The following is a 24,207-nucleotide window of genomic DNA, read 5'->3' on the forward strand; positions in this document are numbered from 1 at the left end:
TTAGATAAGCGATTAGATAAATGCTTGCTATTTAGAATTTTGGAAAAGAGGTGCAACACGCAGTGAGTTCATTTGATAAGACAATGAAATTTAACTTTTCTGATGATTCAGCTGAAACCAATATCAATGAGGTGCTTATCACGGTCCATGACGCACTTCAAGAAAAAGGATATAACCCGATCAATCAAATTGTCGGATACTTGCTGTCAGGCGACCCTGCTTATATTCCAAGACATCAGGATGCACGCAACCTAATTCGTAAAATTGAACGAGACGAATTAATTGAGGAATTGGTTAAATCGTACTTAGAGACACATAAAGAGGCGTAAAAACATGAGAATTGTAGGCTTAGATTTAGGCACGAAAACGCTTGGTGTTGCCATCAGTGATGAAATGGGATGGACGGCACAAGGCATTGAAACAATAAAGATTGATGAAGCAGGCGGAGATTTTGGACTAGCCCGCCTGTCTGATATCATTTCTGAGTATGGGGCTGACAAGATTGTGCTTGGCTTTCCAAAAAACATGAATGGTACGGTTGGCCCAAGAGGCGAAGCCAGTCAAACATTTGCGAAAGTATTAGAAAACACGTACAATGTTCCTGTTGTGCTTTGGGACGAGCGACTGTCTACAATGGCAGCAGAAAAGCTGCTTATCTCTGCTGATGTCAGCAGACAGAAACGCAAAAAAGTCATTGATAAAATGGCTGCTGTCATGATCCTGCAAGGATATTTAGACAGCTTAAATTAAAATGAGGTGAAACAAAATGGAACACGGAGAAAAACAAATTACAATCGTTGATGATAATGGCAATGAACAGCTTTGCGAAGTATTATTTACTTTTGAGAGCGACCATTTTAACAAATCATATGTCCTTTATTATCCAATCGCAGAACAAGACAATGAGGAAATTGAAATTCATGCATCAAGCTTCACACCAAATGAAGATGGTGATGACGGCGAGTTACAGCCAATTGAAACAGATGCAGAATGGGACATGATTGAAGAAACATTAAATACGTTCTTAGAACAAGAAGAGGACGAAGAGTAGAAATAAAAGACCTGTGGAACAGACGAAAGCTTGTCTGCATTCACAGGTCTTTTTTTGATGATGGAAGCTCTGAGGTGACGATCAGCTTTTGATTTTTCCCTGAACGTCTTGAAAGTTAAGCAAATAAAGACCATGATCGAATGACAAAGAAAAGAAAGATTTTTCTTCAATGTACTGATCTTTTTGATTGAGCCATTCACTTCTTTGAAAATAGCGTAAACACCTTCTCCGAATACCTCTGCTTCAACAAAAATGCGTTGCTTGAAAAATTTTCTGCCGCATAGGTAAAACAGACGCTGAACGAGAACGACATCACAGTTTTATATACAGTGCCAACGATGACAGAAGCACTTCTTTCTAATAGTGCGTGATATGATCAATCATGCACAATCATATCATCAGGAGCAGATTGGTCAAAGGCATTGGGATTGTATTCAATCCCCCATTTCTCAATTTGTTACTTAACTCCTGAATATGGCACTAACTATAGAAAGTTACGACTGATTATTTTACAATTTCATGGTAACATAAATCTTCTTACTATTGTAATTAAAAGTATAATGGGGGTTTTTATGATAAAAAGAGAAGTTTTTCAAATAGTTTTATTAACGGTTTTTTTAGGTGTTTTTCTTTATCAAGGTGTACAAAGAGATTTTCCTGTTCAATATTTGGTTACCTTAGTTGTGTGCTATGTTGCTGTAATAGTTTATAGAATTATAAAAGTAGTGAGGTATAAAAAGGAGCAAAGTACTGTTGAGTAGTTTGAAAAAATATGAACTTTAATCATTCTAGCTATTTTTTGGATTGCGGTATCTGCAATCCTTTTTCTATTTTCATTCCTTCGTTGTATTTGCTATTTCGGAAACAGAAGAAGCAGGCAATTGTGATGACTTCTTCTTTAACACGCTTGATGGAAATCGAGGCAAGCCAATATTTCAGCCAAATGGTGGTACGGTGACAGTGACCAATAGCTGCAGTGAGGAAACTGCTTCAACAACATCACTTAACAACTGATGATATTGCTCGATTTGAAATCAATGAAGCATTTGCGGTGAAAGTGGCACTCTTTGTAAGGGAACTGGGTATTTCATATGATCGTGTGAATGTTCGCGGTGGGCGCTTTGTCTGGCCATCCGTATAGCGCTTCAGGTGCTGCACTTGTTATTCGATTATATGATGAAGCGAAAAATATAACAAAAGGCAACTATGTCATTGCGACGATTGGTAGTGGTGGTGGCATCGGTTTAGCTACTCTGTTTCAGGTGACTTAATCTGAGAAAGATGAAAATATGTATTTGCCAAGTAATTGCCGAATCTAGTCGAATCATGTACTATAAAGGCTAGATGTGAGGAGGGCGATGCATGTTTTCAGAGCAAAAAAACCAACCATTCTATAAAAGAAAAGCAGGAATTGTGATTTTATCTGCCATCGCTGTGATCATCATTGCAGCATTATCTGGCTTTTTATATGTAAAGTCAGCACTTGGGCCAGTTGATCAAAAGAGTAAACAAACGGTCAACATCCATATTCCAAACGGTTCTTCAGTGCCACGAATCGCAAGTATTTTAAAAGAGAATGGATTAATTAAAAATGATCAGCTGTTTACTTACTATGCCAAATACAAAAAAGCATCCGGATTCAAAGCAGGCTATTTTCATTTAAAAAAAACGATGGATGCAGACAAACTCATTCAAAAATTAACCGCTGGTGGAACTGATTATGCATTTCAGCTTGTGATTCCAGAAGGGAAGCAACTGTCAGACATTGCAACCATCATTGCTAATCAGACAACCTACACAGCAAAAGAAGTGACGGCGAAACTAGATGAAAAAGCCTTCATAGAAAAACTAAAGAAAAAATACCCAAAGACAGTGACATCTGGTATTGAGAAACAAACAGTCAAGCATCCACTAGAAGGCTACTTGTTTCCAGCGACCTATCCGTTCTATGATGAGAACGAGCCTTTGGAAAGCATCATTGAGACGATGGTGAAACAAACGGATCACTATGTGAAAACTTACGAAAAACAGATGAAAAAGAAAAAAATGTCTGTACATGCCGTATTAACAATGGCTTCTTTGATTGAGATGGAAGCCACTGAAAAAACAGACCGTGCGAAAATCTCTAGTGTGTTTTATAACAGGATAGAAAAGAAGATGCCACTTCAAACAGATCCAACGGTTCTTTATGCCCTTGGTGAGCATAAATCACGTGTATTGTACAAAGATTTAGAGGTCGATTCACCATACAATACGTATCGCAATAAAGGACTGCCACCAGGTCCGATTGCAAACGCAGGTGAATCCTCTTGGAAAGCCGCATTAAACCCGGAGAAAACAAATTACATTTATTTTCTTGCAAAGAAAAACGGTGAGGTCGTCTTTACAAAAACACTGAAAGAACATAACAAGGCGAAAGCGAAATACATCACAGGTAACGGTAAATAACGAAACGACGAGAAAAGACTGTAGACAATCATCCCGTTTGCCTACAGTTTTTTCATTTCATCAACAACAGCTCATACACATAAAAATTGGCACAAAATGTGGAAACACCCTCCTTTTATTGGTTCGCATTTGCAACGGGGGTGTGGTAAAATATATCGGGTTGTTTTACTTAAATGAACGAAAGATTGACAAAAAGAGAGCTGCAAAAGGCAGGACTCTTCTTTTTCAAGTCATGAAGGAGTTAGACGAAAGATGACAATCGAAGACGATCAAATAAATGACTATATTGAAAATTTAATACACCCTGGCCCTGATGAGATTGTGAAATTAGAGGCGTATGCTAAGCTTCATCATATTCCAATTATGGAGAAAGTCAGCATCGAGCTTTTGCTTCAGCTACTCTCGATGAAAAATCCGAAAAAAATCCTTGAAGTCGGCACAGCTATTGGCTACTCTGCCATCAGAATGGCAAATGCCTTGCCAGATGCTGATATTTATACAATCGAACGAAATGCGAAACGCTACGAAGAAGCAACGCATAACATTGAACAATTCCATTTAAAAGAAAGAATCCATGTCTTTTTTGGTGATGCAATTGAATCGGCAGGAACTGTTCAAACGATGGCACCATACGATGTCATTTTTATTGATGCAGCAAAAGGACAATATAAACGATTCTTTGAATTGTTTGAGCCTATGCTTGCGGATGATGGAATCATCATCACGGATAATGTCTTATTTAAAGGCTTGGTTGCAAGGAATTATGAAGAAGAAATAGAAGACAAACGTAAACGACAGCTGATCGGAAAAATTGACAGCTACAATCAATGGCTCATGTCAAATCCGAATTATCAAACGTGTATCATTCCAGTTGGTGATGGGATGGCCATCAGTACTAAAAGAGGTGATCAATAATGAAAAAACCAGAATTGCTTGTCACACCGAGAGAGGTGTCAGATATTTTACCTTTGATTAAGGCGGGAGCTGATGCATTCTTAATAGGCGAACAAACATACGGTATTCGTCTTGCAGGTGAGTTTTCAAAAGAGGCTATCACAGAGGCCGTTCAAGTAGCGCATGCACATGATAAAAAGGTATATGTCGCAATGAACGCTATTTTTCATCATGACCGTGTTGAATTACTGGGAGACTATTTAAGATTTTTAGATGAACTTAAGGTCGACGGTGTTGTATTTGGTGATCCTGCTGTGATCATTGCGGCAAAGGAAACAGGTGTGAACCTGAACCTCCATTGGAGCACAGAAACAACTGGAACGAACTATTTCACGTGTAACTATTGGGGAAGAAAAGGCGCAACACGTGCAGTCCTAGCAAAAGAACTGAACATGGATAGTATCATTGATATGAAGGAACATGCGGAAGTTGAAATTGAAATTCAAGTCCACGGTATGACCTGCATGTTCCAATCTAAACGTACCCTAATTGGCAACTACTATGAATACCAAGGGAAACAACTGGATGTAGAAGGAAAAAACATGGAAGAAGGCTTATTCCTTCATGACAAAGAACGTCAGAATAAATATCCCATCTTTGAAGACATCAATGGTACTCACATTATGAGTCCAAACGATGTATGTATGATTGATGAATTAGAAGAGTTTGTGGATGCAGGCATAGATTCATTTAAAATTGACGGAATTTTAAAGTCACTTTCATATATGACAGAGGTCACATCACTTTATCGAAAAGCAATTGATCTTTTAATGACAGATAAAGAAGCTTACGACAATCAAAAAGAGGAATGGGTTCAAAGAATTGAAGAAATCCAGCCAGTCAATCGATCAATTGACACGGGATTCTTCTTTAAAGAAACCGTCTATTAAACGAAAGGAGGCAAATGGATATGACACTTTTAAAAGATGGTATTTCTGAAATGATCAATGGAAAACGTGTCATTACAAAAAAACCAGAGCTACTTGCACCTGCGGGAAATCTGGAAAAGCTAAAAATCGCTGTTCATTATGGTGCGGACGCTGTGTTCATTGGAGGGAAAGAATTCGGACTCCGTTCAAATGCAGATAACTTCTCAATTGAAGAAATGGCAGAAGGTGTTGCCTTTGCAAAGCAATACGGAGCACGCATTTATGTCACAACGAATATCTTTGCGCACAATGAAAATATGGATGGCCTTGAAGAATATTTACAGGCAATTGAAGGTGCAGGCGTAGCAGGTATTATCGTAGCTGATCCTCTCATCATTGAAACATGCAAACGAGTGGCACCGAAATTAGAAGTACATTTGAGCACACAGCAATCCCTTTCTAACTGGAAGGCTGTTCAATTTTGGAAAGAAGAGGGCCTTGAACGTGTTGTACTCGCACGTGAAACAAGCGCACTTGAGATCAAAGAAATGAAAGAGAAGGTTGATATTGAAATTGAAACCTTCATTCATGGTGCCATGTGTATTGCCTACTCTGGACGCTGTGTATTGAGTAACCATATGACGGCAAGAGACTCTAACAGGGGCGGGTGCTGCCAATCATGCCGCTGGGATTATGATTTATATAAACTAGAAGGCTCGAATGAAGCGCCTCTTTTTGGTAAAGAGGATGCGCCATTTGCCATGAGTCCAAAAGACTTAAAGCTTGTTGAATCCATCCCACAAATGATTGAAATGGGTATTGATAGTTTGAAAATTGAAGGTCGTATGAAATCCATTCATTACGTCGCAACAGTCGTCAGTGTCTACCGTAAAGTCATTGATACTTATTGTGCAGATCCAGAAAACTTTGTCATTCAAAAGGAATGGCTCGATGAACTAGATAAATGTGCAAACCGCGATACAGCACCGGCATTTTTTGAAGGTGTACCTGGCACTGAAGAGCAAATGTTTGGCGTTCACGGCAAAAAGACGACATTTGATTTTGTCGGACTCGTACTTCATTACGATGAAAAGGAACAAGTCGTTACCTTGCAGCAGCGTAACTTCTTTAAAGCTGGTGATGAAGTTGAATTTTTCGGACCTGAAATTGACAACTTTACATGCAAAATCGAAAAAATCTGGGATGAAAAGGGACATGAACTAGATGCAGCCCGCCATCCTCTTCAAATTGTCAAATTTAAATTAGATCAAAAAGTATACCAAAGCAACATGATGAGAAGGGGGAAATACTAGGATTATGGGGAGAAAACCAGTGGTTATTGGAATAGCAGGTGGCTCAGGCTCTGGAAAAACGAGCGTCACCAATTCCATTTATGAAAAATTTAAAGGACATTCCATCCTCATGCTCCAGCAGGATTTATATTATAAAAATCAAAGTCATATGCCATTTGAAGAGCGACTATTGACCAACTATGACCATCCGCTTGCTTTTGATAATGACTTGATGATTGAGCATTTAGAACAACTATTAAGGTATGAACCGATTGAAAAGCCGATCTATGATTTCAAGTTGTATACCCGTTCAGAAGATACAGTCAAAGTAGAGCCAAAAGATGTCATTATCGTAGAAGGAATATTTGCCCTTGAAGATGAACGCTTAAGAGGTCTAATGGACATCAAACTTTATGTGGACACAGATGCTGATCTTCGCATCATTAGACGCATATTACGTGATATGAAGGAAAGAGGCCGCTCCATCGATTCAGTGATTGAGCAGTACGTTTCCGTTGTCAGACCCATGCATAACCAGTTTATTGAACCGACCAAACGTTATGCGGACATTATTATCCCAGAAGGCGGACAAAATCATGTGGCAATCGACCTCATGGTGACAAAGATTCAGACGATTCTTCAAAATCAGTTGATAGAATAGGGCTTGGGGCAAGTGGGCAAATGTGAATTTATTGGTTTGCCCGCCTTCTGCCCACAAAAAATTAAAAAATATTATTTGCTATAGCATTAAACTGTATAACAGACTCTATTTTTGTTTCACGCATTACATGATAATAGACATCAAGAGTTGTTTTAGAACGAGAGTGTCCAAGTCGCCTTTGCGTTTCTTTGAGGTCAATTCCGTCAGCAAAAAGCAAAGATGCGTAAGTGTGTCTTAAATGATGGGGTGTTATTTTTGTTACGTCTGCCTTTTTTATATAGGTGGTCATTCGATATTTGAAGTTGCGGGCAGGTTCAGGCATCCCAGAATCATCTGCAAAAACAAAATTTTCATCTTTGTATAGATTTCCTACATCATTTTTCACTTGATCCTGAACGCTTTTTAAAACCCTTAATTGCAATATGACCTGAGGTGGGACAGGAACATTCCTAATAGACAGAAACAACTGTCTTAAAGACGCTTGTCGTGCACATTAGTTCTCAAGCCTTAAAATGTGAATCCTTAAAATCTAAAACATATTTTGTCTTCCCAATTCCCCATGTACCGTCAATAAGCAACCTTTAATAACTCATTTGCTTTCCTAAACAGTACCTCAATAAAAATCATATCATAACTTTTAGAAAGCAGGAGGTTTATGTAAAACAAAAGGATAAACGATTTCAATCCAAGGTTTTAAGGCGGTTGCTTCAGCAATTCTAGAAGCAGGCTCGATGCCAGCGCTTTTCAATCAAAGGAAAACTTCATTTTTCCTTCAAAGCGTAAAGGATGGTATAAAATAAGTCACCTTAAAATAGCGGATGTGTAGCAATTGAACAAAATCACGCAACAAGTATTAGCGGACATTATATATGTTTGTAAAAAGTATTTTTCATCTTATTGGTTTAATTTCCTCTTTGTAAAAGATAAATAAACTGTTCCATGTTTAAAATATCGCATTTGTGATTCTTCTCGCTTCTTTTTCTAGATTGTGACTAGGTTTAAAATACTCTGCAACAGAGCACTCAAAAATTATCATTCATTAACTTGGGTTCTTACAAGATTATTTTCCCCATTAGTAGATGACGTCGTAAAACAACTTCTGCCCACCATTTGCCCACAAAAAATTATATTTGATTTAACAATATTAAAAATATCAACACAGCCGAACATGTACAAACGCCTCAAACATTAGGATTCGATTACACTCAATACAAATAAATATCATATCAAGACTATAGACTTCATGGTGACAAAGATCCAGACGATCCTGGAGAAACGGGATGGGCAAGAGTAAATAAACTCCTGCTTTTTTAACATAAAACGGGGTGGTGCTGTGATAGCCAATGTGAACTCGTTTTACTTATTAGTGACAGCATTTATGTAGAGATATATTGCAAAAAGAAAGCATTGATTGAAGCACTATTTTCAAATGCAAAATCATGTGGCTTTTCACAAGTAGAATATATTGGTTATCTCTTTAAATAAAAAAGACCCTTACTGCGTAAAGGTCTCTAGTGGAAATATATTTATTTAGATTTGACAGTGACATACACTTGACCTAATACACTGCCATTCGACTTATACAAAGTAATGATTGCGCTACCTGCTGATCTTGCAGTAACATAACCTTTTGAATCAACAGAAGCAACGCTCTTTTTATTTGTATCATAAGTTTCTGCTGCAGGGTCGCCTACATAACCTGTATCACCAACTGTTAAAGTCATATTGTAGTCTTGCACCGTAATAATATCTGAAGCTGTGTGAATTGCTGTAGAGACTTGTGTTTCCTGCGCAGATGCAAGACCAGTAATCGACAAAGATAAAGCAGAGATGGATAAAGCAGAAACCAATGTTTTCTTAAACTTCATTTAAAACCACTCCTCTGATTTTTTTGTGTTACAAGAATAGAATTCTTCAAATTCCTTATTTTTCCTTGTTGATAAATGTTAATAAATTGTGAACATTTTGTGTAGAAAGTGCTAGAAACCATTTTAAATATTTATTCAAACCACTTTCAAGGGAAAAATTAAGTAGAAGCAGAAAAAGCTTTTCTAAGATGAAGATATTTTGGTATGATAGGAATGTTATGTAGGAGAACCACTTGCAAGGTAAAAAACTTAACAGAAAACAGACGAATTTTAGCATATTCATGTTATATTAAAAAAACATCAAACAAATCATCACAAATTTTCAAACAATTCTTGATCAAATTGCAATTTTGTAATAATATAGCATAGACATATCATACTCTGACCATATTATGTATAAGATGACTAAGAATGGTCAAGCTATTCTCTTCAGATCACATATGAAACAAAAAGGTTGATTAAGGTGCAGGAATTTCCTGTGCCTTTCCACAGTTTGTGCAAATGAAGATAGCTCAAATCTGGTCGCATTTGTCCCTGCTCTAATCAAAAGCATAATGTTTGCATCTGATCAAGCAGCACTGTAAGATGGACTTTTACAAATATGGTACAGAAGGAATGGGGGCTTTATGATGTCCTCATTCTTGTATATTTCAGTCGCTACTCTCATACAGAAAGTAAGTGTGTGATGGGGATTAATAGAAGGAGTGAAGATTCATGGCACAAGATAAAGTATTTCCAATGACAGAAGAAGGAAAACGAAAATTAGAAGAAGAACTTGAACAATTGAAAACGGTTAAACGTAAAGAGGTTGTAGAGCGTATTAAGATTGCAAGAAGCTTTGGAGACCTCTCTGAAAACTCTGAATACGATTCTGCAAAAGAAGAGCAAGCTTTTGTGGAAGGACGCATTACGGCACTTGATAACATGATCCGAAATGCGAAAATTATCGAAGATGAAGGCGATTCAAACACTGTCTCTCTTGGAAAAACGGTCACATTTGTAGAGCTTCCTGATGGTGAAGAGGAGTCTTACACGATCGTTGGAAGCGCAGAAGCAGATCCGTTTGAAGGAAAAATTTCAAACGATTCGCCAATCGCAAAAAGCCTGCTTGGCAAACAAGTCGATGACAAGGCGACAGTTCAAACACCTGGCGGCGAAATGTTCGTCCAAATTGTAAAAATCTCATAATCACGTTTACACGTTAAACACCTCGTCCACAATAAGGATGAGGTGTTTTTATGCGTAAAAAAAGAAGAATGAAATGGACAGCGGTCATTATAATTATTTTACTGCTCGGTTTACTCATTAGATTAGCAGAAATTCAATTGTTTTATACTGAATCCTTTTCAAAGCTTAATATTAATTTGATACAAGAAAGTGTGAAACAACGTACAGAGGAAGTCGTGATATCTGACGGCAGAGGTGTCTTTATCGACCGAAATGGTCATCAGCTCCTCACAAAAGAGCAGCCTGCCGTCATTCTCTTTCCTTTTCTTCAACATGATCGTCCGCATATGGAACAGGCAGCAAAAATTTTAGGTTTATCAGCGACAGAATTGCAAACACAATTAACTGAAACGAAGAAACCTCTTATTTTAAAAGAGAATATCACGAAAAAAAACATCGAAGACATCAATGAAATGAAATATTCAGGAGTTTACGGCGTATATATGAAGGAGAAGGACAAAAAAAGACTTGCTCTTCAAACACTTGGATTTACGAGTGAAAATCCAGAATTGCTTAGGAAAAGGTATCCAGATAAAAAGGAGCTATCGATTCGTACTGAAATTGGTACGTTCGGCTTAGAAAGTACGTTTGATGAATTTTTATTACCAGAACAAGACACAAAATTGTTATATCATGTTGATGGAAGGGGAAACCCTTTGTTCGGTATGGACGTCAAATATACAGCAGAGGCAAATTCTTTTTATCCACTTCAGGTTCAGACAACACTTGATGAACAGCTTCAGATAGACACTGAGCGAATATTAAAGGAGCAAGGGGTGAAAAAAGGAGGAGCAGTTCTTTTAGACATTGAAAACAGTAGTGTCCTTGCGATGGCAAGCTTCCCAAATGTCACAAGTGCAAATCGGCATGAAGCAAGAAATCATATGCTCACAGCTTTTGCGCCTGGATCGGTTTTTAAAACAGCTATACTTGCGGCAGCCATCGAAAAAAGCATAGACCAGCCTCAGACACAATATGATTGTCGAAAGAATTTATATGGAGAGCCAGAAGGGAAACAAGAGGTGCTGAACATTTCCGAAAGTTTTGCGCAAAGTTGCAATTATACGTTTGCAACATTAGCTGAAACATTGATTCAAGAAGACCAGAATAGCATTGAAAAAATGGCAAAACGTCTCGGTTTACTTGATCGTGTTGGCTGGCAGGGAGATGTCTATCACCAGCAACAATTTAAACAGTTCGACCAAGAACAATCAGGAAATGTGTGGGGAGATAAACGAGACAAGCACGTGAAAAAAGCCATTGCACAAACAGCGATTGGACAAAAAAACGTGAAAACCACGCCTCTTCAAATTGCAAACATGATGGCAACCATTGCGAGGGGCGGTGAACGCAAAGAAGTGAGAATTGCTGATAAAGTTCTTTATCAAAATGGAACGACAATGCTCTCTTTTCCGCATAAGAAGATGGAGGGGGAAAAGCTTGATCGTTATACTTCGCAAAAATTACAGCGTTATTTAAGACAGGTTGTGACATCTGAGAAGGGTACAGGCAGACGCTTTCAAGACTTGCCATATCAGATTGCCGGGAAATCTGGTACTGCCCAAACGGGGGGGCAAGACCAAAACGGAAATCCCCTTTACCACAAGTGGTTCGCTGGATATTTTCCAGCTGATAAACCACGCTATGCACTTGTTGTTGTACACATGGATGAGACAAGTGGGCGTGCTAAGACAAATGAAGTTTTTTATGATATTGTAAAAAAGGTCAATGAAATTGAAAAGAAACAGACATAGAACATCCCCTTATGACATGTTAGAATAGTAACGACTTAGGGAATAGAGGCAAAGGAGTGCAGAGATTTTGAGTAAATATTCTCGATTTGAACATCGCGATAAGCGCAGAAAGGCAAATATCGTGCTTAACATATTAATCGCAGTTGTGGTGGTGCTTATTTTGGTCGTCGCATCGAGTCTGTTAATTTTTCAAAAGCCTAAAAATGCAGACGTAGCTAAAGATCCAAGTAGCAGCCAAAATGCACCCGCATCTAGCGATAATAATCAGACCTCAGATGAAGATGTCAAAGATCAAAACAAAGACACTTCAGATGATTCAAAAGCAAAAGATGACAAGTCAGATTCAAAAGATGAAGATTCAAGCAAGCAGGAAGATGATAGTGAGAGTGACACAGTGGTAAATAAAGATGCACTCAAAGATGCCAAAGAGACAGATGGCGGCGCAACAAATGATGTTGCCAAAACGTATGAGAATGAAGACTGGAAGCCTGTTGGCACTGAGCAGTCGGGTACCCATACAGCAACTTATGATTCCAAGTCTAAAGACTGGGAGGAAATGATCAAAGCGATGTCATATGCTACAGGTATTCCTGAAGATCAAATGACTGTAATTTGGCTTGGTAACAATGGTGGTCCGCAAGATGCCAAAGGAACCATTAGAGATAAAAGTTCAGGTGAACGTTACCGAGTCAATATCTCATGGGTTGATGAAAAAGGCTGGAAACCTGTGAAAGTAGAAAAGCTAAAATAAAGGTCTGCCATGTTCAAAAACAATCAGACAAAAAAAGAAGATATGCCATGGCTATCTTCTTTTTTGCGTTTGGACAATGAATCCTTTTATATGTTTGCTTTGAAATGGACAACGGCTGTATATAAAATCTTGTCATCAATCACGGTTGTTTGGTGACTAACTGAATGAACGGCTAGTAAGATGGCTTGATTATGTTCAATTTGTTTTTGGATGTTTTGTTCAAGTTTCTTTAAAGAAAAGGCTTCAAAAAACTCAACCTTATCTTTTAACATATCCAATTGAAAACCCATAATGACTCACTCCTTCACGCTCTAGGCTCATCATAATCTCTCTTTTTGAAAAGTGCAATGATTTTTACGCATAATCCCAGTATTTTTTAGTGTAAAAGAAACAGAAGGTGTGGTAGGATAGAAACTGTTCAATGAACAAAGCATACTATACTTATAGGAATAAAATGATAAAAGTGGAGGTCAAGAGGATGGGACGTGAGTTTCTTTCTATATTCGATCAATGGGCTGAATCTTATGATGACACGGTGGATGGACACGACGTGCAATATGAAGAAGTCTTTCGTCGATATCAAGACATTTTGAATGAAATCGTGAAACGCTCTGGGGATTGCGTTCTTGAATTTGGAAGTGGTACGGGGAATCTAACACAAGCACTGCTTGCAGAAGGAAAACAAGTATTCGGAGTTGAACCATCTGAGGCGATGAAGAAGGCAGCATTAAAAAAAGGTGTACCTGACATTTTGCATGATGGAGATTTCTTGGTTTTCCCGCATCCTCCTTTTGAGCCTGATACCATTGTGAGTTCATATGCTTTTCATCATTTAACCGATGAAGAAAAAAAACAAGCCATTCACACCTATGGCAAGATCCTGCGTTCAAATGGTAAAATAGTCTTTGCCGATACAATGTTTCAAAATCAAGCTGCACATGAAGCTGAAATTAAAAAAGCGAAAATGGCTGGAAATGACCAGCTCGCAGAGGATCTTGAGACTGAGTACTATCCATCGATTGACGTGTTAAAGCAAATGTTAGAGGAAGAAGGCTTTAGCGCTCATTTTAATCAAATGAATGATTTCGTTTGGATATTAGAGGCGAAGAAAAGGTAATCGAAGGGATGTTTTTTTATTGAAAATCGCAGTGATTGGTGCAATGGAAGAAGAAGTGACGATCTTAAGAAGTCAATTAAAAGATGCAAAACAAGAAAACATCGCTGGTTGTGAATTTACAACAGGTGTATTTGAGGATAAAGAAGTGATTTTACTTAAATCAGGTATTGGAAAGGTGAATGCTGCGGTCAGTACAACCCTTTTGCTTGACCGTTTCAAACCTGATTATGTGATCAATACAGGGTCAGCTGGTGGATTTCATCAGTCATTGAATGTAGGTGACATTGTCATTTCGACCGATGTTCGTCACCATGATGTAGATGTGACGATCTTTAACTATGAATACGGACAAGTGCCAGGTCTACCGGCTGCATTTGTAGCGGATGAAAAGCTTGTTCTATTAGCTGAGCAGTCTGCTTCTGAAATTGAGCATATTCAAGTGGTGAAAGGGACCATTGCAACCGGAGATTCGTTTATGAATGATCCAGATCGTGTAGCATTTGTAAGAGAGAAGTTCCCTCACCTATATGCTGTCGAAATGGAAGCGGCTGCGGTTGCACAGGTATGTGAGCTGTTTGGTACGCCATTTGTTGTCGTTAGGGCGCTATCAGATATTGCAGGAAAAGAATCAAATGTATCTTTTGATCAATTTCTCGAGCAAGCCGCGATTCACTCAACCGACCTTGTCCTACGTATGATAAAGCAAACACAATAAAAAGAAGGGGTTTCCCCCTTCTTTTACATGCAAAGGAAGGGAAAAGATATGGTTGTCATTCATGACATTACAGAGTTAATTGGGCAAACACCGCTCTTAAAGCTTTCAGGAATTGGAGTGCCAGAGGGAGTGGAGGTCTATGCAAAGCTTGAGATGATGAATCCAGGCGGCAGCATCAAGGATCGATTAGGTGAAATGCTGATAGAAGAAGCACTTGAATCAGGCAAACTTCACCCAGGTGGAACCATCATTGAAGCCACAGCTGGGAATACTGGAATCGGGCTTGCACTAAGTGCAAGAAAGTATCAGCTCCAACCAATTTTCTGTATACCAGAGCATTTTAGTCAGGAAAAACAGCAAATCATGCGGGCGCTTGGAGCAGAGATCATTTCAACGCCTAGAGAAAAAGGAATGAAAGGCGCAATAGATACAGCGCTTGAACTAGAGGCCAAGCTTGACAACGCATATTGCGTTTTGCAATTTGAAAACCAAGTAAATCCATTGACTTACTATAATACACTCGGTCCTGAAATATGGTCTGAACTAGATGGCAAAATTGATATTTTCGTTGCGGGTGCAGGATCAGGTGGTACATTTCAAGGGTGTGCACAATATTTCAAAGAGCAAAATCAAGCATTAAAAACCGTCATTGTTGAGCCAGAAGGGTCCATTTTAAACGGAGGAAAACCAGGGCCGCATCGAACAGAAGGCATTGGTCTTGAGTTTATCCCTGATTATATGAATGACGCATTTTTTGATGACATTTATACAGTCAATGATGATGACGCATTTCGTCTGATAAAAGAAGCCGCAAAAAAAGAAGGCTTATTGCTAGGGAGCTCATCTGGTGCAGCACTATTTGCGACTCTTGAGGAAGCGAAGAAAGCCACACCAGGTACTGTCATTGTCACTATTTTTCCAGACAGCAGTGATCGTTATTTAAGCAAAGATATTTATGGAGGAGGAAAATAAGATGAAGCCGAAAACAATGATGATTCATGGGGGCATCACAGGTGATGAGAAAACAGGAGCGGTATCTGTGCCGATTTACCAAGTGAGCACATATAAGCAACCAAAGGCAGGAGAGCATACAGGCTATGAATATTCTAGAACAGCCAACCCGACGAGAACCGCTCTTGAAGCTGTGATTCGTGACCTTGAAGGTGGCGCTAACGGTTATGCATTTGGCTCAGGGATGGCAGCTATTACTGCTGTAATGATGATGTTTAATAGCGGTGATCATATTGTGCTCACAGATGATGTGTATGGAGGGACTTATAGAGTCATCACAAAAGTGCTCAATCGCATTGGGATTGACGCAACATTTGTTGACACAAGTGATCCGCAAAAGGTAGAAGAAGCGATTCAGCCTCATACAAAAGCTGTTTATGTTGAAACACCTACAAACCCTTTATTAAAAGTGACTGATCTTGAAGCAGTCGGTAAAATCACCAAAGAAGCAGACATATTATTGATCGTAGACAACACATTTTATACACCTTATCTCCAAAAACCAATAGAATACGGAGCAGATATTGTGCTTCACAGTGCAACGAAATATTTAGGCGGTCATAGTGATGTTGTAGGTGGTCTTGTTGTGACAGCGACAAAGGAGCTTGGAGAAGAACTTCATTTTGTCCAAAACTCAACGGGAGGTATTTTGGGACCTCAAGATTCTTGGTTACTGATGAGAGGTATGAAGACACTTGGTCTCAGAATGGAGGCACACGATCAAAATGCACAAAAAATAGCTGATTTCTTAGAAAATCATTCAGCGATCACACGTGTCTATTACCCGGGGCTTGTATCCCATCCGGGGCATGAGCTGACAAAACAGCAGGCAACGGGCTTTGGCGGAATGATTTCATTTGACATTGGAAAAGAAGAAAACGTAGATCCCTTTTTGAGTAAATTAACATTATTTACAATTGCGGAAAGTCTAGGTGCAGTCGAAAGTTTGATTTCAGTACCTGCAAGAATGACACATGCTTCGATCCCGAGAGAGAGAAGGCTAGAGCTTGGCATCACAGACGGATTAATTCGTATTTCGGTTGGAGTTGAAGATATAGACGACTTACTAAATGATTTACAGCAAGCTTTAGATGCTTTGGCATAATGGATAGATTTACATGCTCGCCACCCATTTTAACTATGTTAAGCTATGAATATATTTTATCATTTGGAAGGTGACACAAGTGAAGAAAAAGTGGAGTGGTTTGATGACGGATTATAAGCAATACGCTTTTATATTGCTTGCCGTCAGCACCTTTTTATATATCGGTACAATTTTGCCTGCACAACACATTGAAGGGGTTCAAAAGACGCTGATGATTGGAGTCAATTGTTTATTCCTTATTGCCGCCTTTGGATGTGTGAAACGTTCGTTGTTTTATCGTAAGAAGTTGCAAGAGCTAGATGAAGATCTATCATAAACGAGCTGTCCTCTCTTAGAGAGGGCGGTTTTTTTGTATGTTAGATGAATGGACAAATATGCCTATATAAAATAACAAAAAAATATGTAGAATTTAGTTAAAAACACAAAATTCATCTAAATTTCTAAAAACAGGTTTACAAAAAACCTTGAGATGTATATACTTACAAAGTAATTAAAACGTAAAGGAGGCTGAAGAATATGATGTTCGTATTGCAATGTAATCATTTTAACACTCAATTTCATCATGTCATCGGCCTGTGGAAGAGTTCGTGGCCTTCCTTTACCTATTACGATGCACGCTTAACATCTTTATAGGAAAAGTGAAGGATTCAGCGCATCATCCACCGCAGGTTGAAAGACACTAGTCTGTCTTTTGGTCTGCGTTTTCTTGTGCCCGCAGATCAACTGATAAAGGAGATCTGTGGGTTATTTCGCGTTAAAGGCGAATTGAAGGGAGGTGAGCTTACATGACGATCCATTTATTTTTTATTACATTAACCATCAGACGTAAATTCAAGGACATAGAAACCATTCAATATGAACAACAAATTGAAGATATCTATGAAGAAATGAAACGAAAGCAATTAAAGTACATGAACTAAAGGTAAAGCGAAAGACAAAAATGAAAGAAGGAGGAGATCAATATGTTTATTACGCTTGCAATACTTGATCATTACACATTGGAGAAGGACCAGGTTTAGACACGTTCCATTTTTAATGGCCTCACATATGATACCGTAAAAGGTGAATGTGAGGTGATCGAATGTCTATGTCACCATATATGCGGTTTCCATCAGTGGGTCATGGCTATGCATCCATTCCCCATTCCCTCAAGCATGGATATGGAAATCCATATCGAATGCAAAGAGAGCAGCAAGAAATGCTAAGACGTAATATGTACATTTATCCAAACTATTGGTATTAATGAAAAGGAGCAGAAGAATCGTCTTCTGCTCCTTTTACGTGATATTAGCAAATCCAGCTTGCACCAATGATGATCAGCAGAATGAAAAGCACGACAAGCAGAGCGAAACCGCCTGCAAATCCGCCTCCCCCACTATAGCCTCCTGAGTAACCGCCAAAGCCCATATCTAGCACCACCTTTACCTATTGAAGATACATTGATAAAATATGCAAAACATCAGAAAATGAAATCAATCCTGTCATAATTAATGAAATCGCCTATGAATTGAAAATTTTTTCTTTACGTGAAACATTTTTCAAAAATGCTCCGTCTTATTAAAGATAAAAGAATTAGGACTAGGTCTTAACTCTTTGTCATTTAAGGCCGATATAAAAAGTAAGAAAAATTCGTAAATAAATCTTTTTATTTACTCGCGTAAAGCAGGTGTTGACTTTGATTCAAAGCTGGATTGGAAAACAAATGAGGGAACCAAAAGGCTTGTTCACGAAATGGGTTGCCCGCTATATGGAAAAAAATCATCATAATATCAATCAATGGACGATTCAACTCTTAAATATACAAGAAAATGACCGAATTTTAGAAATTGGCATCGGAAGGGGAATGGCACTTTCGATGGTGGGAGAAAAGTTGGATCGTGGGAAGATTTATGGAGTCGATGCGTCTCGCCATATGGTGAAATATGCAAAAAGAAAAAACAAAAAATTAATTGATCAAAAAAAAGCAGTCATTAAACAGGGAAAGGCTGAAAAATTGCCCTTTAAAGACAGATCCTTCAATAAATTATATACGGTACAGACCATTTATTTTTGGACAGATATGGAGCAAGTAGTAAAAGAGGTCTATCGTGTACTGCAAGTTGATGGTGAAGTGTATTTATCCTTTCAGATGAAGGATTTAATAAAGGAACAAAAGCGTGCCAAGGAGTTTTCTCTTTACAGTGAACAAGAAGTAAGCAAAATGTTTTCAGATTACCATTTTAGAGAAGTATCTGTTTATCACTATGATACATACATTTGTGTCAAAGCTTTAAAATAATGTAAATATTTCCTGGGTAATGAACAAGCTGTTTATATGTAGAATCTTCAGGTCATAGACAAACCCTTTTTCTAAAGAAGCAATTCGAAGAAAAAGGGTTTTTATTTTTTTGCTTTGATCTTATCATATTTAAACCAATTGATTGTTGATAAAAAAGCTTGTCGACAAAATCGACAAGCTAAAGACTCTTCGTGTGAAGAGTCTTTTTATTATGTATAGGCGCCAGCCAGGTGTGTAAGGAATGATAGTATATATAAGGAATTTGTTTGTCGATTAAGGATACCTGTCTGGCTTATGACTTATATCGACATGGTTTTTCAAATGTTTAGCTTTTTTTTCAATATTTTCATTTTTTATCCCTTTTAATTTCCAATTTATTTGTAAGAGGCAAAGAAATTGGCCTTTTTTTAATTCGATGTGCATTTGAAAGAGGAAAAATGTCGATGAAGGGAGAAAAAAGTAGAGACTTCATTTTTTAAAACAAAAAGGGAGGAATGAGAACATGACGGGTAACAAAGGTGTAGTTTACATGGGAGCAGGAAAAGTAGCGGTTGAAGACATTGGCTATCCTGACTTGGTTTTAAAAGATGGTCCTGGTGTTCCAAAAGCAAATGTTGGACGTAAATGTGAGCATGGTGTCATCTTAAAGGTAGTGACCACCAATATTTGCGGAAGCGATCAGCATATGGTGAGAGGACGCACGACAGCACCAAAAGGTCTTGTACTTGGCCACGAAATAACGGGCGAAGTGATCGAGGTCGGCAGAGATGTTGAGTTTATTCAAAAAGGAGACCTTGTTTCCGTTCCGTTTAATATTGCCTGTGGACGCTGTGTTATGTGTAAGGAACAGAAAACGCATGTCTGTTTAAATGTAAACCCTGATCGCCCTGGTTCTGCTTACGGTTATGTTGATATGGGAGGCTGGGTAGGCGGTCAATCTGAGTACGTCATGGTCCCTTATGCTGATTTCCAGCTCCTTAAATTCCCAGATAAAGAGCAAGCGATGGAAAAAATTCTTGATCTAACGATGTTATCTGATATTTTCCCAACAGGTTTCCATGGTGCTTATACGGCCGGTGTTAAAATGGGTTCTACTGTATATATTGCGGGTGCTGGGCCAGTAGGTCTTGCCGCTGCACACTCAGCTCAGCTCCTTGGTGCTTCTACTGTAATCGTGGGAGATCTCAATGAGCAGAGACTAGAGCAAGCAAGAAGTTTTGGTTGTGAAACGATTAATTTACGAAAGCATGATCGAATCGGCGAACAAATAACAGACATTTTAGGTGAGCCTGAAGTGGATTGCGCTGTTGACTGTGTTGGTTTTGAGGCTTCTGGTCATGGCGATCAAGGCGAAGCGCCAGCCACAGTTCTTAATACAATCATGGATATTACAAAAGTTGGCGGTAAGTTAGGCATTCCAGGCCTTTATGTCACAGAGGATCCGGGCGGAGTCGATGAGGATGCCAAAATTGGTTCCCTTAAGGTACGAATTGGACTTGGCTGGGCAAAAGCACACACATTTGTGACTGGTCAAACCCCTGTCATGCAGTATCACCGTAGTCTGATGAAATCCATCTTAAGCGGCAGAGCGCAAATTGCCAAAGCCGTCAATGCGACAGTCATCAACCTTGATCAAGCTCCAGGAGGGTATAATGACTTTGATTCAGGTGTGGCAAAAAAGTTCGTCATTGACCCACATGGACTTGTTTCTAAGTGATTGTTCATTATATTTGACTTTATTCAAAAAACTTACAGGATCGTATTTCCTGTAAGTTTTTTGTTTTTTTAAATATAGATTAAAAAATGCCTATACTATTCTCCTGAATTTAGTACCAATAGGCTTTACAATCATGTTTATGATGTTTGCTATATCTAGTGCAACTTCATCAATTCATGAAGAGTACAAAAATTATACATGGCAAAGACTGCTCTCCAGCCCAGTTCATAAATATCAAGTTTTATTGGGATATTTATTTGCTTACTTTATTCTTGGATGGATACAGTTGAGTGTTTTAATGGTTATTTTATCACTGTTTTTTCATGTTTATTGGGGGAATATAATACATCTCTTGCTGTTTGGCTCTATCGTGATAGGAATGATTGTAGCCCTATCCATCACGATTTCTTCTGTATCTAAAACAAAAAACAAGCAGAGATTTCAAGTGCTATTATTATTGTGAGCACCTGTATGTTAGGAGGGATTTATTGGCCTTTAGATATCGTTCCTCAATTCATGCAAAACATATCAAAAGTGATTCCTCAAACTTTGATCATGTCTGGGTTTGAAGAGATCATGAACGGTTTGACCAACCATTCAGTATTATTAGTGAATTCTATGATGCTGCTGATTTTCACGATCATTTTTTTAATGATTGGTCTAAAAAATATTAAATTTTCTTAACTAAGCATTGACGCCGCAATTCAATCACAGTACAATATGTAACAATTCAGCTGAAGATCAAGCGAAATGAATATAAAGCGTAAAAAGAGAAGAGTAAATAATGTCTACCCACACAGAGAGCTCCGGGAGTTGAGAAGGAGCTGGGAAATTTATTGAACCAAGCCTCTTAGCTCTGCACCGGATTCCTTCGGATGGTGGTGCAGCGAAATTCTCCTGTTACAGAGAAAGGTTGAATGATAACCTGCTAAGGTTCGTCTGGTAACAGATGAATGAACTGAGGTGGCAACGCGGAGTAAATCCCGTCCTCAAGACTTAAACGTCTTGGGGGCGGGATTTTTTTATGCATGAAGAGGGGGGATAGCTAATGAAGAAAGATTGGCGCGATATGAGCATCTTACTCGGAGCCATCGGAATTGCGAATATAGGAGAATGGATTTTTATAATTGCCCTCCATTTACTTATTCTACAAGAAACGGGTTCTATTCTGGCTGTTACAGCCATCTACATGTTAAGGCCAGTGGCTACACTTGTGACGAATAGCTGGTCGGGCAGTTTAATTGATCGGTTGAATCAACGTAATGTGATGGCAGGACTTGATGTATGTCGAGCTGTTCTTATAGCGGGACTGCCCTTTGCATTATTTTCAGGACAAATGCTCATTGTTTATCCGATGGTATTTGTGATTCATATGGCACATGCGATGTTTCATCCTGCTTCGATGGTGTATATCACAGGCCTGATTCCGATAAATAAAAGGAAAAGGTTTAATGCCATTCGCGCTTTACTAAATTCCGGTGGATTTTTGCTCGGACCTGCAGTAGCAGGGTTACTTTTTTTGATCGGCACGCCTGTTTTTTCAATTTATGTCAATGCAGTATGTCTGTTTGTATCATCTTTACTCACCATGTGTTTGCCTATTTTACCAAGAGCAACAGGCGGAGACGATCGGCAAAAACGTTTTTCTCTCTCTGTGTTAAAGGAGGATGCTCAGCTTGTCCTTCGATTTAGTCTCTCGTCACGTCAAGTAATGGCTGTGTATTTATTATTTGGTGCTGCCATCACCGTACTGCCAACTGCGATCGACTCACTTGAAACAGCTTTTGCAAAAGAAGTGCTGATGCTGACAGATACAGAATATGGACTTCTTGTCAGTATTGCTGGGGCAGGGATCATTGTAGGTGCATGTGTCAATTCTGTGATTGTAGAGAAGTTGCCTGTTTCAATCATGATCGGATTAGGGAGTCTTTTTGTTGCTTTCGGCTATCTGATCTATGCTTTTTCCCACACTTTTATGGTGGCAGCCATTGGTTTTTTTGTTCTAGCATTCTTTTTAGCATTTGCCAACACTGGTTTTATGACTTTCTACCAAACTTATATCCCGGTAGAAGTGATGGGGAGGGTTGCAAGCTTTTATGCCTTATGTGAAGCCATTCTCACGATCGGAATGACAGGCATTTCTGGAGGGATTGCATATTTCCTATCAGTAAAAATATCAGTGATAATGGGCTGTGTAAGTATGCTCCTGATTTGTTTATTACTATGTTTTGTCATTTTTCGTTCATTGATTTTCAATAAGCTAGTGCCTCCGGCTTAGCAAATTAAAATAATTATGTTATGATTATTTAAGTTAGTTAATTATATTGAAAAGGGGTCTTACAAATGAAAGCACTACGCTGGCATGATCAAAAAGACATTCGACTAGAAGAAATTGACGAACCAAAAGTTGCACCAGGGAAAGTGAAATTAAAAGTAAAATGGTGCGGCATTTGCGGAAGTGATTTACATGAATATCTAGGTGGCCCCATTTTTATACCTGTGAATGAACCACATCCATTAACGAAAGAAAAAGCACCCATTACACTTGGCCACGAATTTTCTGGTGAAGTTGTTGAAGTAGGGGAAGGTGTCATTGACTATCAAACTGGAGATCGAGTGGTCGTTGAGCCAATTTTCGCTACCCACGGACACAAGGGAGCTTATAATTTAGATGAAAACATGGGCTTTTTAGGACTCGCTGGTGGTGGTGGCGGTTTTTCGGAATATGTTTCAGTAGATGAAGAATTACTTCATAAATTACCTGATGAAATTTCATTTGAACAGGGAGCTCTTGTTGAGCCTTCTGCCGTTGCACTATATGCAGTACGTTCTAGTAAAATTCAAGCGGGGGACACTGCTGCAGTGTTTGGCTGTGGACCAATCGGACTATTAGTAATTGAAGCGCTAAAAGCGGCAGGTGCAACAGATATCTATGCGATAGAATTATCGAAAGAACGTCAAGAAAAAGCAAAAGAGCTTGGAGCAATCGTTGTTGATCCTTCTCAATACGAGGATGTCGTACAAGAGATTGCAAACCGTACAAATGGCGGAGTCGATGTTTCTTTTGAAGTGACGGGTGTACCGATTGTATTAAAACAAGCCATTCAATCTACTAGAATTTCTGGCGAAACTGTCATTGTCAGCATCTGGGAGAAGGGTGCAGAAATTATGCCAAACGATATTGTCATTAAAGAGCGTACAGTAAAAGGCATTATCGGCTATAGAGATGTGTTCCCATCTGTTCTTAATTTAATGAGAAAAGGATATTTCTCAGCAGATAAATTGGTCACAAAAAAAATCAAGCTTGACGATGTGATTGAGGAAGGCTTCAATGCATTAATCAATGAAAAAGATCAAGTGAAAATTTTAGTTAGTGCTGAATAAGTAAG

The 24,207-nt window shown here is 38.7% G+C and carries 31 protein-coding genes and 1 pseudogene; 28 read left to right on the plus strand and 4 right to left on the minus strand.

The annotated features are described in order from the left end of the window. Nucleotides 1–62 precede the first annotated feature (62 nt). The 11 genes from ACQKEZ_RS02055 to udk all read left to right on the plus strand — a co-directional run bounded on the left by ACQKEZ_RS02055 (nucleotide 63) and on the right by udk (nucleotide 7,275). Nucleotides 63–329: an IreB family regulatory phosphoprotein gene (locus ACQKEZ_RS02055; RefSeq protein ID WP_427298364.1), complete on the plus strand. Its 267-nt coding sequence runs from the start codon at nucleotides 63–65 to the stop codon at nucleotides 327–329. Nucleotides 330–333: 4 nt separating this feature from the next. Further along, nucleotides 334–750, plus strand: a complete 417-nt coding sequence (gene ruvX, locus ACQKEZ_RS02060; protein ID WP_427298366.1) for a Holliday junction resolvase RuvX — start codon at nucleotides 334–336, stop codon at nucleotides 748–750. Between the two features lie 16 nt (nucleotides 751–766). Then, the gene (locus tag ACQKEZ_RS02065) at nucleotides 767–1,051 is read left to right on the plus strand and encodes a DUF1292 domain-containing protein (RefSeq protein WP_427298368.1); all 285 of its coding nucleotides are present in this window, start codon (nucleotides 767–769) and stop codon (nucleotides 1,049–1,051) included. A gap of 572 nt (nucleotides 1,052–1,623) precedes the next feature. After that, a complete protein-coding gene (locus tag ACQKEZ_RS02070) occupies nucleotides 1,624–1,812 on the plus strand; it encodes a hypothetical protein (protein WP_427298370.1) in 189 nt (62 codons plus the stop codon). A gap of 215 nt (nucleotides 1,813–2,027) precedes the next feature. After that, nucleotides 2,028–2,192, plus strand: coding sequence for a hypothetical protein (locus ACQKEZ_RS02075; protein ID WP_427298372.1), 165 nt, complete (start codon nucleotides 2,028–2,030; stop codon nucleotides 2,190–2,192). Further along, nucleotides 2,173–2,322, plus strand: a complete 150-nt coding sequence (locus ACQKEZ_RS02080) for a hypothetical protein (RefSeq protein ID WP_427298374.1) — start codon at nucleotides 2,173–2,175, stop codon at nucleotides 2,320–2,322. The genes ACQKEZ_RS02075 and ACQKEZ_RS02080 overlap by 20 nt, the downstream gene beginning before the upstream one ends. A gap of 91 nt (nucleotides 2,323–2,413) precedes the next feature. After that, on the plus strand, nucleotides 2,414–3,499 hold the full coding sequence (mltG, locus tag ACQKEZ_RS02085) for an endolytic transglycosylase MltG (RefSeq protein WP_427298376.1): 1,086 nt from the start codon (nucleotides 2,414–2,416) through the stop codon (nucleotides 3,497–3,499). A gap of 252 nt (nucleotides 3,500–3,751) precedes the next feature. After that, complete coding sequence (locus tag ACQKEZ_RS02090; RefSeq protein WP_427298378.1) at nucleotides 3,752–4,414, plus strand: O-methyltransferase; 663 nt, start codon at nucleotides 3,752–3,754, stop codon at nucleotides 4,412–4,414. Further along, a complete protein-coding gene (locus ACQKEZ_RS02095) occupies nucleotides 4,414–5,343 on the plus strand; it encodes a peptidase U32 family protein (protein ID WP_427298380.1) in 930 nt (309 codons plus the stop codon). Before ACQKEZ_RS02090 ends, ACQKEZ_RS02095 begins: the two co-directional genes overlap by 1 nt. A gap of 20 nt (nucleotides 5,344–5,363) precedes the next feature. Beyond that, the gene (locus ACQKEZ_RS02100; protein WP_427298382.1) at nucleotides 5,364–6,635 is read left to right on the plus strand and encodes a peptidase U32 family protein; all 1,272 of its coding nucleotides are present in this window, start codon (nucleotides 5,364–5,366) and stop codon (nucleotides 6,633–6,635) included. Nucleotides 6,636–6,639: 4 nt separating this feature from the next. Continuing rightward, entirely contained in the window at nucleotides 6,640–7,275 is a 636-nt protein-coding gene (gene udk / locus ACQKEZ_RS02105) for a uridine kinase (RefSeq protein ID WP_427298384.1), read from the plus strand. A 61-nt stretch (nucleotides 7,276–7,336) separates the two neighbouring features. Here udk and ACQKEZ_RS02110 read toward each other — a convergent pair whose 3' ends face one another. After that, nucleotides 7,337–7,741, minus strand: a complete 405-nt coding sequence (locus ACQKEZ_RS02110; protein ID WP_427298386.1) for a tyrosine-type recombinase/integrase — start codon at nucleotides 7,739–7,741, stop codon at nucleotides 7,337–7,339. 881 nt (nucleotides 7,742–8,622) lie between these two features. Here ACQKEZ_RS02110 and ACQKEZ_RS02115 point away from each other — a divergent pair. Further along, nucleotides 8,623–8,760: pseudogene (locus ACQKEZ_RS02115) on the plus strand (DUF2691 family protein); the annotation flags it as partial. 41 nt (nucleotides 8,761–8,801) lie between these two features. Here the strand turns inward: ACQKEZ_RS02115 and ACQKEZ_RS02120 are convergent. Further along, nucleotides 8,802–9,143: an Ig-like domain-containing protein gene (locus ACQKEZ_RS02120; protein ID WP_427298388.1), complete on the minus strand. Its 342-nt coding sequence runs from the start codon at nucleotides 9,141–9,143 to the stop codon at nucleotides 8,802–8,804. Between the two features lie 714 nt (nucleotides 9,144–9,857). On the opposite strand from ACQKEZ_RS02120, the gene greA reads away from it, so the two are divergent. From greA to ACQKEZ_RS02135, 3 genes are all read left to right on the plus strand, one after another. Further along, nucleotides 9,858–10,331 (plus strand): transcription elongation factor GreA, encoded by a 474-nt coding sequence (gene greA, locus ACQKEZ_RS02125; protein ID WP_427298390.1) that lies wholly within the window; start codon nucleotides 9,858–9,860, stop codon nucleotides 10,329–10,331. Between the two features lie 50 nt (nucleotides 10,332–10,381). After that, complete coding sequence (locus tag ACQKEZ_RS02130; RefSeq protein ID WP_427298392.1) at nucleotides 10,382–12,124, plus strand: peptidoglycan D,D-transpeptidase FtsI family protein; 1,743 nt, start codon at nucleotides 10,382–10,384, stop codon at nucleotides 12,122–12,124. A gap of 67 nt (nucleotides 12,125–12,191) precedes the next feature. After that, entirely contained in the window at nucleotides 12,192–12,875 is a 684-nt protein-coding gene (locus ACQKEZ_RS02135) for a YrrS family protein (RefSeq protein ID WP_427298393.1), read from the plus strand. Nucleotides 12,876–12,961: 86 nt separating this feature from the next. Here the strand turns inward: ACQKEZ_RS02135 and ACQKEZ_RS02140 are convergent, their stop codons facing one another. Next, nucleotides 12,962–13,165 (minus strand): DUF2536 family protein, encoded by a 204-nt coding sequence (locus ACQKEZ_RS02140; protein ID WP_427298395.1) that lies wholly within the window; start codon nucleotides 13,163–13,165, stop codon nucleotides 12,962–12,964. 188 nt (nucleotides 13,166–13,353) lie between these two features. Between ACQKEZ_RS02140 and ACQKEZ_RS02145 the strand changes: the two genes are divergently transcribed. From ACQKEZ_RS02145 to ACQKEZ_RS02175, 7 genes are all read left to right on the plus strand, one after another. Beyond that, a complete protein-coding gene (locus tag ACQKEZ_RS02145; RefSeq protein WP_427298397.1) occupies nucleotides 13,354–13,992 on the plus strand; it encodes a class I SAM-dependent DNA methyltransferase in 639 nt (212 codons plus the stop codon). 19 nt (nucleotides 13,993–14,011) lie between these two features. Continuing rightward, nucleotides 14,012–14,707, plus strand: coding sequence for a 5'-methylthioadenosine/S-adenosylhomocysteine nucleosidase (gene mtnN, locus ACQKEZ_RS02150; RefSeq protein ID WP_427298399.1), 696 nt, complete (start codon nucleotides 14,012–14,014; stop codon nucleotides 14,705–14,707). 48 nt (nucleotides 14,708–14,755) lie between these two features. After that, a complete protein-coding gene (locus ACQKEZ_RS02155; RefSeq protein WP_427298401.1) occupies nucleotides 14,756–15,679 on the plus strand; it encodes a PLP-dependent cysteine synthase family protein in 924 nt (307 codons plus the stop codon). A 1-nt stretch (nucleotide 15,680) separates the two neighbouring features. Continuing rightward, complete coding sequence (locus ACQKEZ_RS02160) at nucleotides 15,681–16,823, plus strand: bifunctional cystathionine gamma-lyase/homocysteine desulfhydrase (RefSeq protein WP_427298403.1); 1,143 nt, start codon at nucleotides 15,681–15,683, stop codon at nucleotides 16,821–16,823. Nucleotides 16,824–16,902: 79 nt separating this feature from the next. Beyond that, nucleotides 16,903–17,139, plus strand: a complete 237-nt coding sequence (locus tag ACQKEZ_RS02165; RefSeq protein ID WP_427298405.1) for a YrhC family protein — start codon at nucleotides 16,903–16,905, stop codon at nucleotides 17,137–17,139. 469 nt (nucleotides 17,140–17,608) lie between these two features. Beyond that, nucleotides 17,609–17,743, plus strand: a complete 135-nt coding sequence (locus tag ACQKEZ_RS02170) for a YrzI family small protein (RefSeq protein WP_427298407.1) — start codon at nucleotides 17,609–17,611, stop codon at nucleotides 17,741–17,743. Nucleotides 17,744–17,904: 161 nt separating this feature from the next. Next, the gene (locus ACQKEZ_RS02175; protein ID WP_427298408.1) at nucleotides 17,905–18,066 is read left to right on the plus strand and encodes a hypothetical protein; all 162 of its coding nucleotides are present in this window, start codon (nucleotides 17,905–17,907) and stop codon (nucleotides 18,064–18,066) included. 44 nt (nucleotides 18,067–18,110) lie between these two features. On the opposite strand, the gene ACQKEZ_RS02180 is transcribed toward ACQKEZ_RS02175, so the two are convergent. Beyond that, complete coding sequence (locus ACQKEZ_RS02180; RefSeq protein ID WP_427298410.1) at nucleotides 18,111–18,230, minus strand: YjcZ family sporulation protein; 120 nt, start codon at nucleotides 18,228–18,230, stop codon at nucleotides 18,111–18,113. Between the two features lie 259 nt (nucleotides 18,231–18,489). Here ACQKEZ_RS02180 and ACQKEZ_RS02185 point away from each other — a divergent pair, with 259 nt between their 5' ends. The 6 genes from ACQKEZ_RS02185 to ACQKEZ_RS02210 all read left to right on the plus strand — a co-directional run bounded on the left by ACQKEZ_RS02185 (nucleotide 18,490) and on the right by ACQKEZ_RS02210 (nucleotide 24,202). Continuing rightward, nucleotides 18,490–19,101, plus strand: a complete 612-nt coding sequence (locus ACQKEZ_RS02185) for a class I SAM-dependent methyltransferase (RefSeq protein ID WP_427298412.1) — start codon at nucleotides 18,490–18,492, stop codon at nucleotides 19,099–19,101. 502 nt (nucleotides 19,102–19,603) lie between these two features. Next, nucleotides 19,604–20,818, plus strand: coding sequence for a formaldehyde dehydrogenase, glutathione-independent (gene fdhA / locus ACQKEZ_RS02190; protein WP_427298414.1), 1,215 nt, complete (start codon nucleotides 19,604–19,606; stop codon nucleotides 20,816–20,818). A 133-nt stretch (nucleotides 20,819–20,951) separates the two neighbouring features. Then, entirely contained in the window at nucleotides 20,952–21,281 is a 330-nt protein-coding gene (locus tag ACQKEZ_RS02195; protein WP_427298416.1) for an ABC transporter permease, read from the plus strand. 8 nt (nucleotides 21,282–21,289) lie between these two features. After that, nucleotides 21,290–21,502, plus strand: a complete 213-nt coding sequence (locus ACQKEZ_RS02200; protein WP_427298418.1) for a hypothetical protein — start codon at nucleotides 21,290–21,292, stop codon at nucleotides 21,500–21,502. 364 nt (nucleotides 21,503–21,866) lie between these two features. After that, complete coding sequence (locus ACQKEZ_RS02205; protein WP_427298420.1) at nucleotides 21,867–23,096, plus strand: MFS transporter; 1,230 nt, start codon at nucleotides 21,867–21,869, stop codon at nucleotides 23,094–23,096. Nucleotides 23,097–23,161: 65 nt separating this feature from the next. Then, nucleotides 23,162–24,202 (plus strand): 2,3-butanediol dehydrogenase, encoded by a 1,041-nt coding sequence (locus ACQKEZ_RS02210; protein ID WP_427298422.1) that lies wholly within the window; start codon nucleotides 23,162–23,164, stop codon nucleotides 24,200–24,202. Nucleotides 24,203–24,207 lie beyond the last annotated feature (5 nt).

This window comes from Bacillus sp. NPDC077027, from assembly GCF_050269555.1.
In the GTDB taxonomy this organism is placed as follows: domain Bacteria; phylum Bacillota; class Bacilli; order Bacillales; family Bacillaceae; genus Bacillus.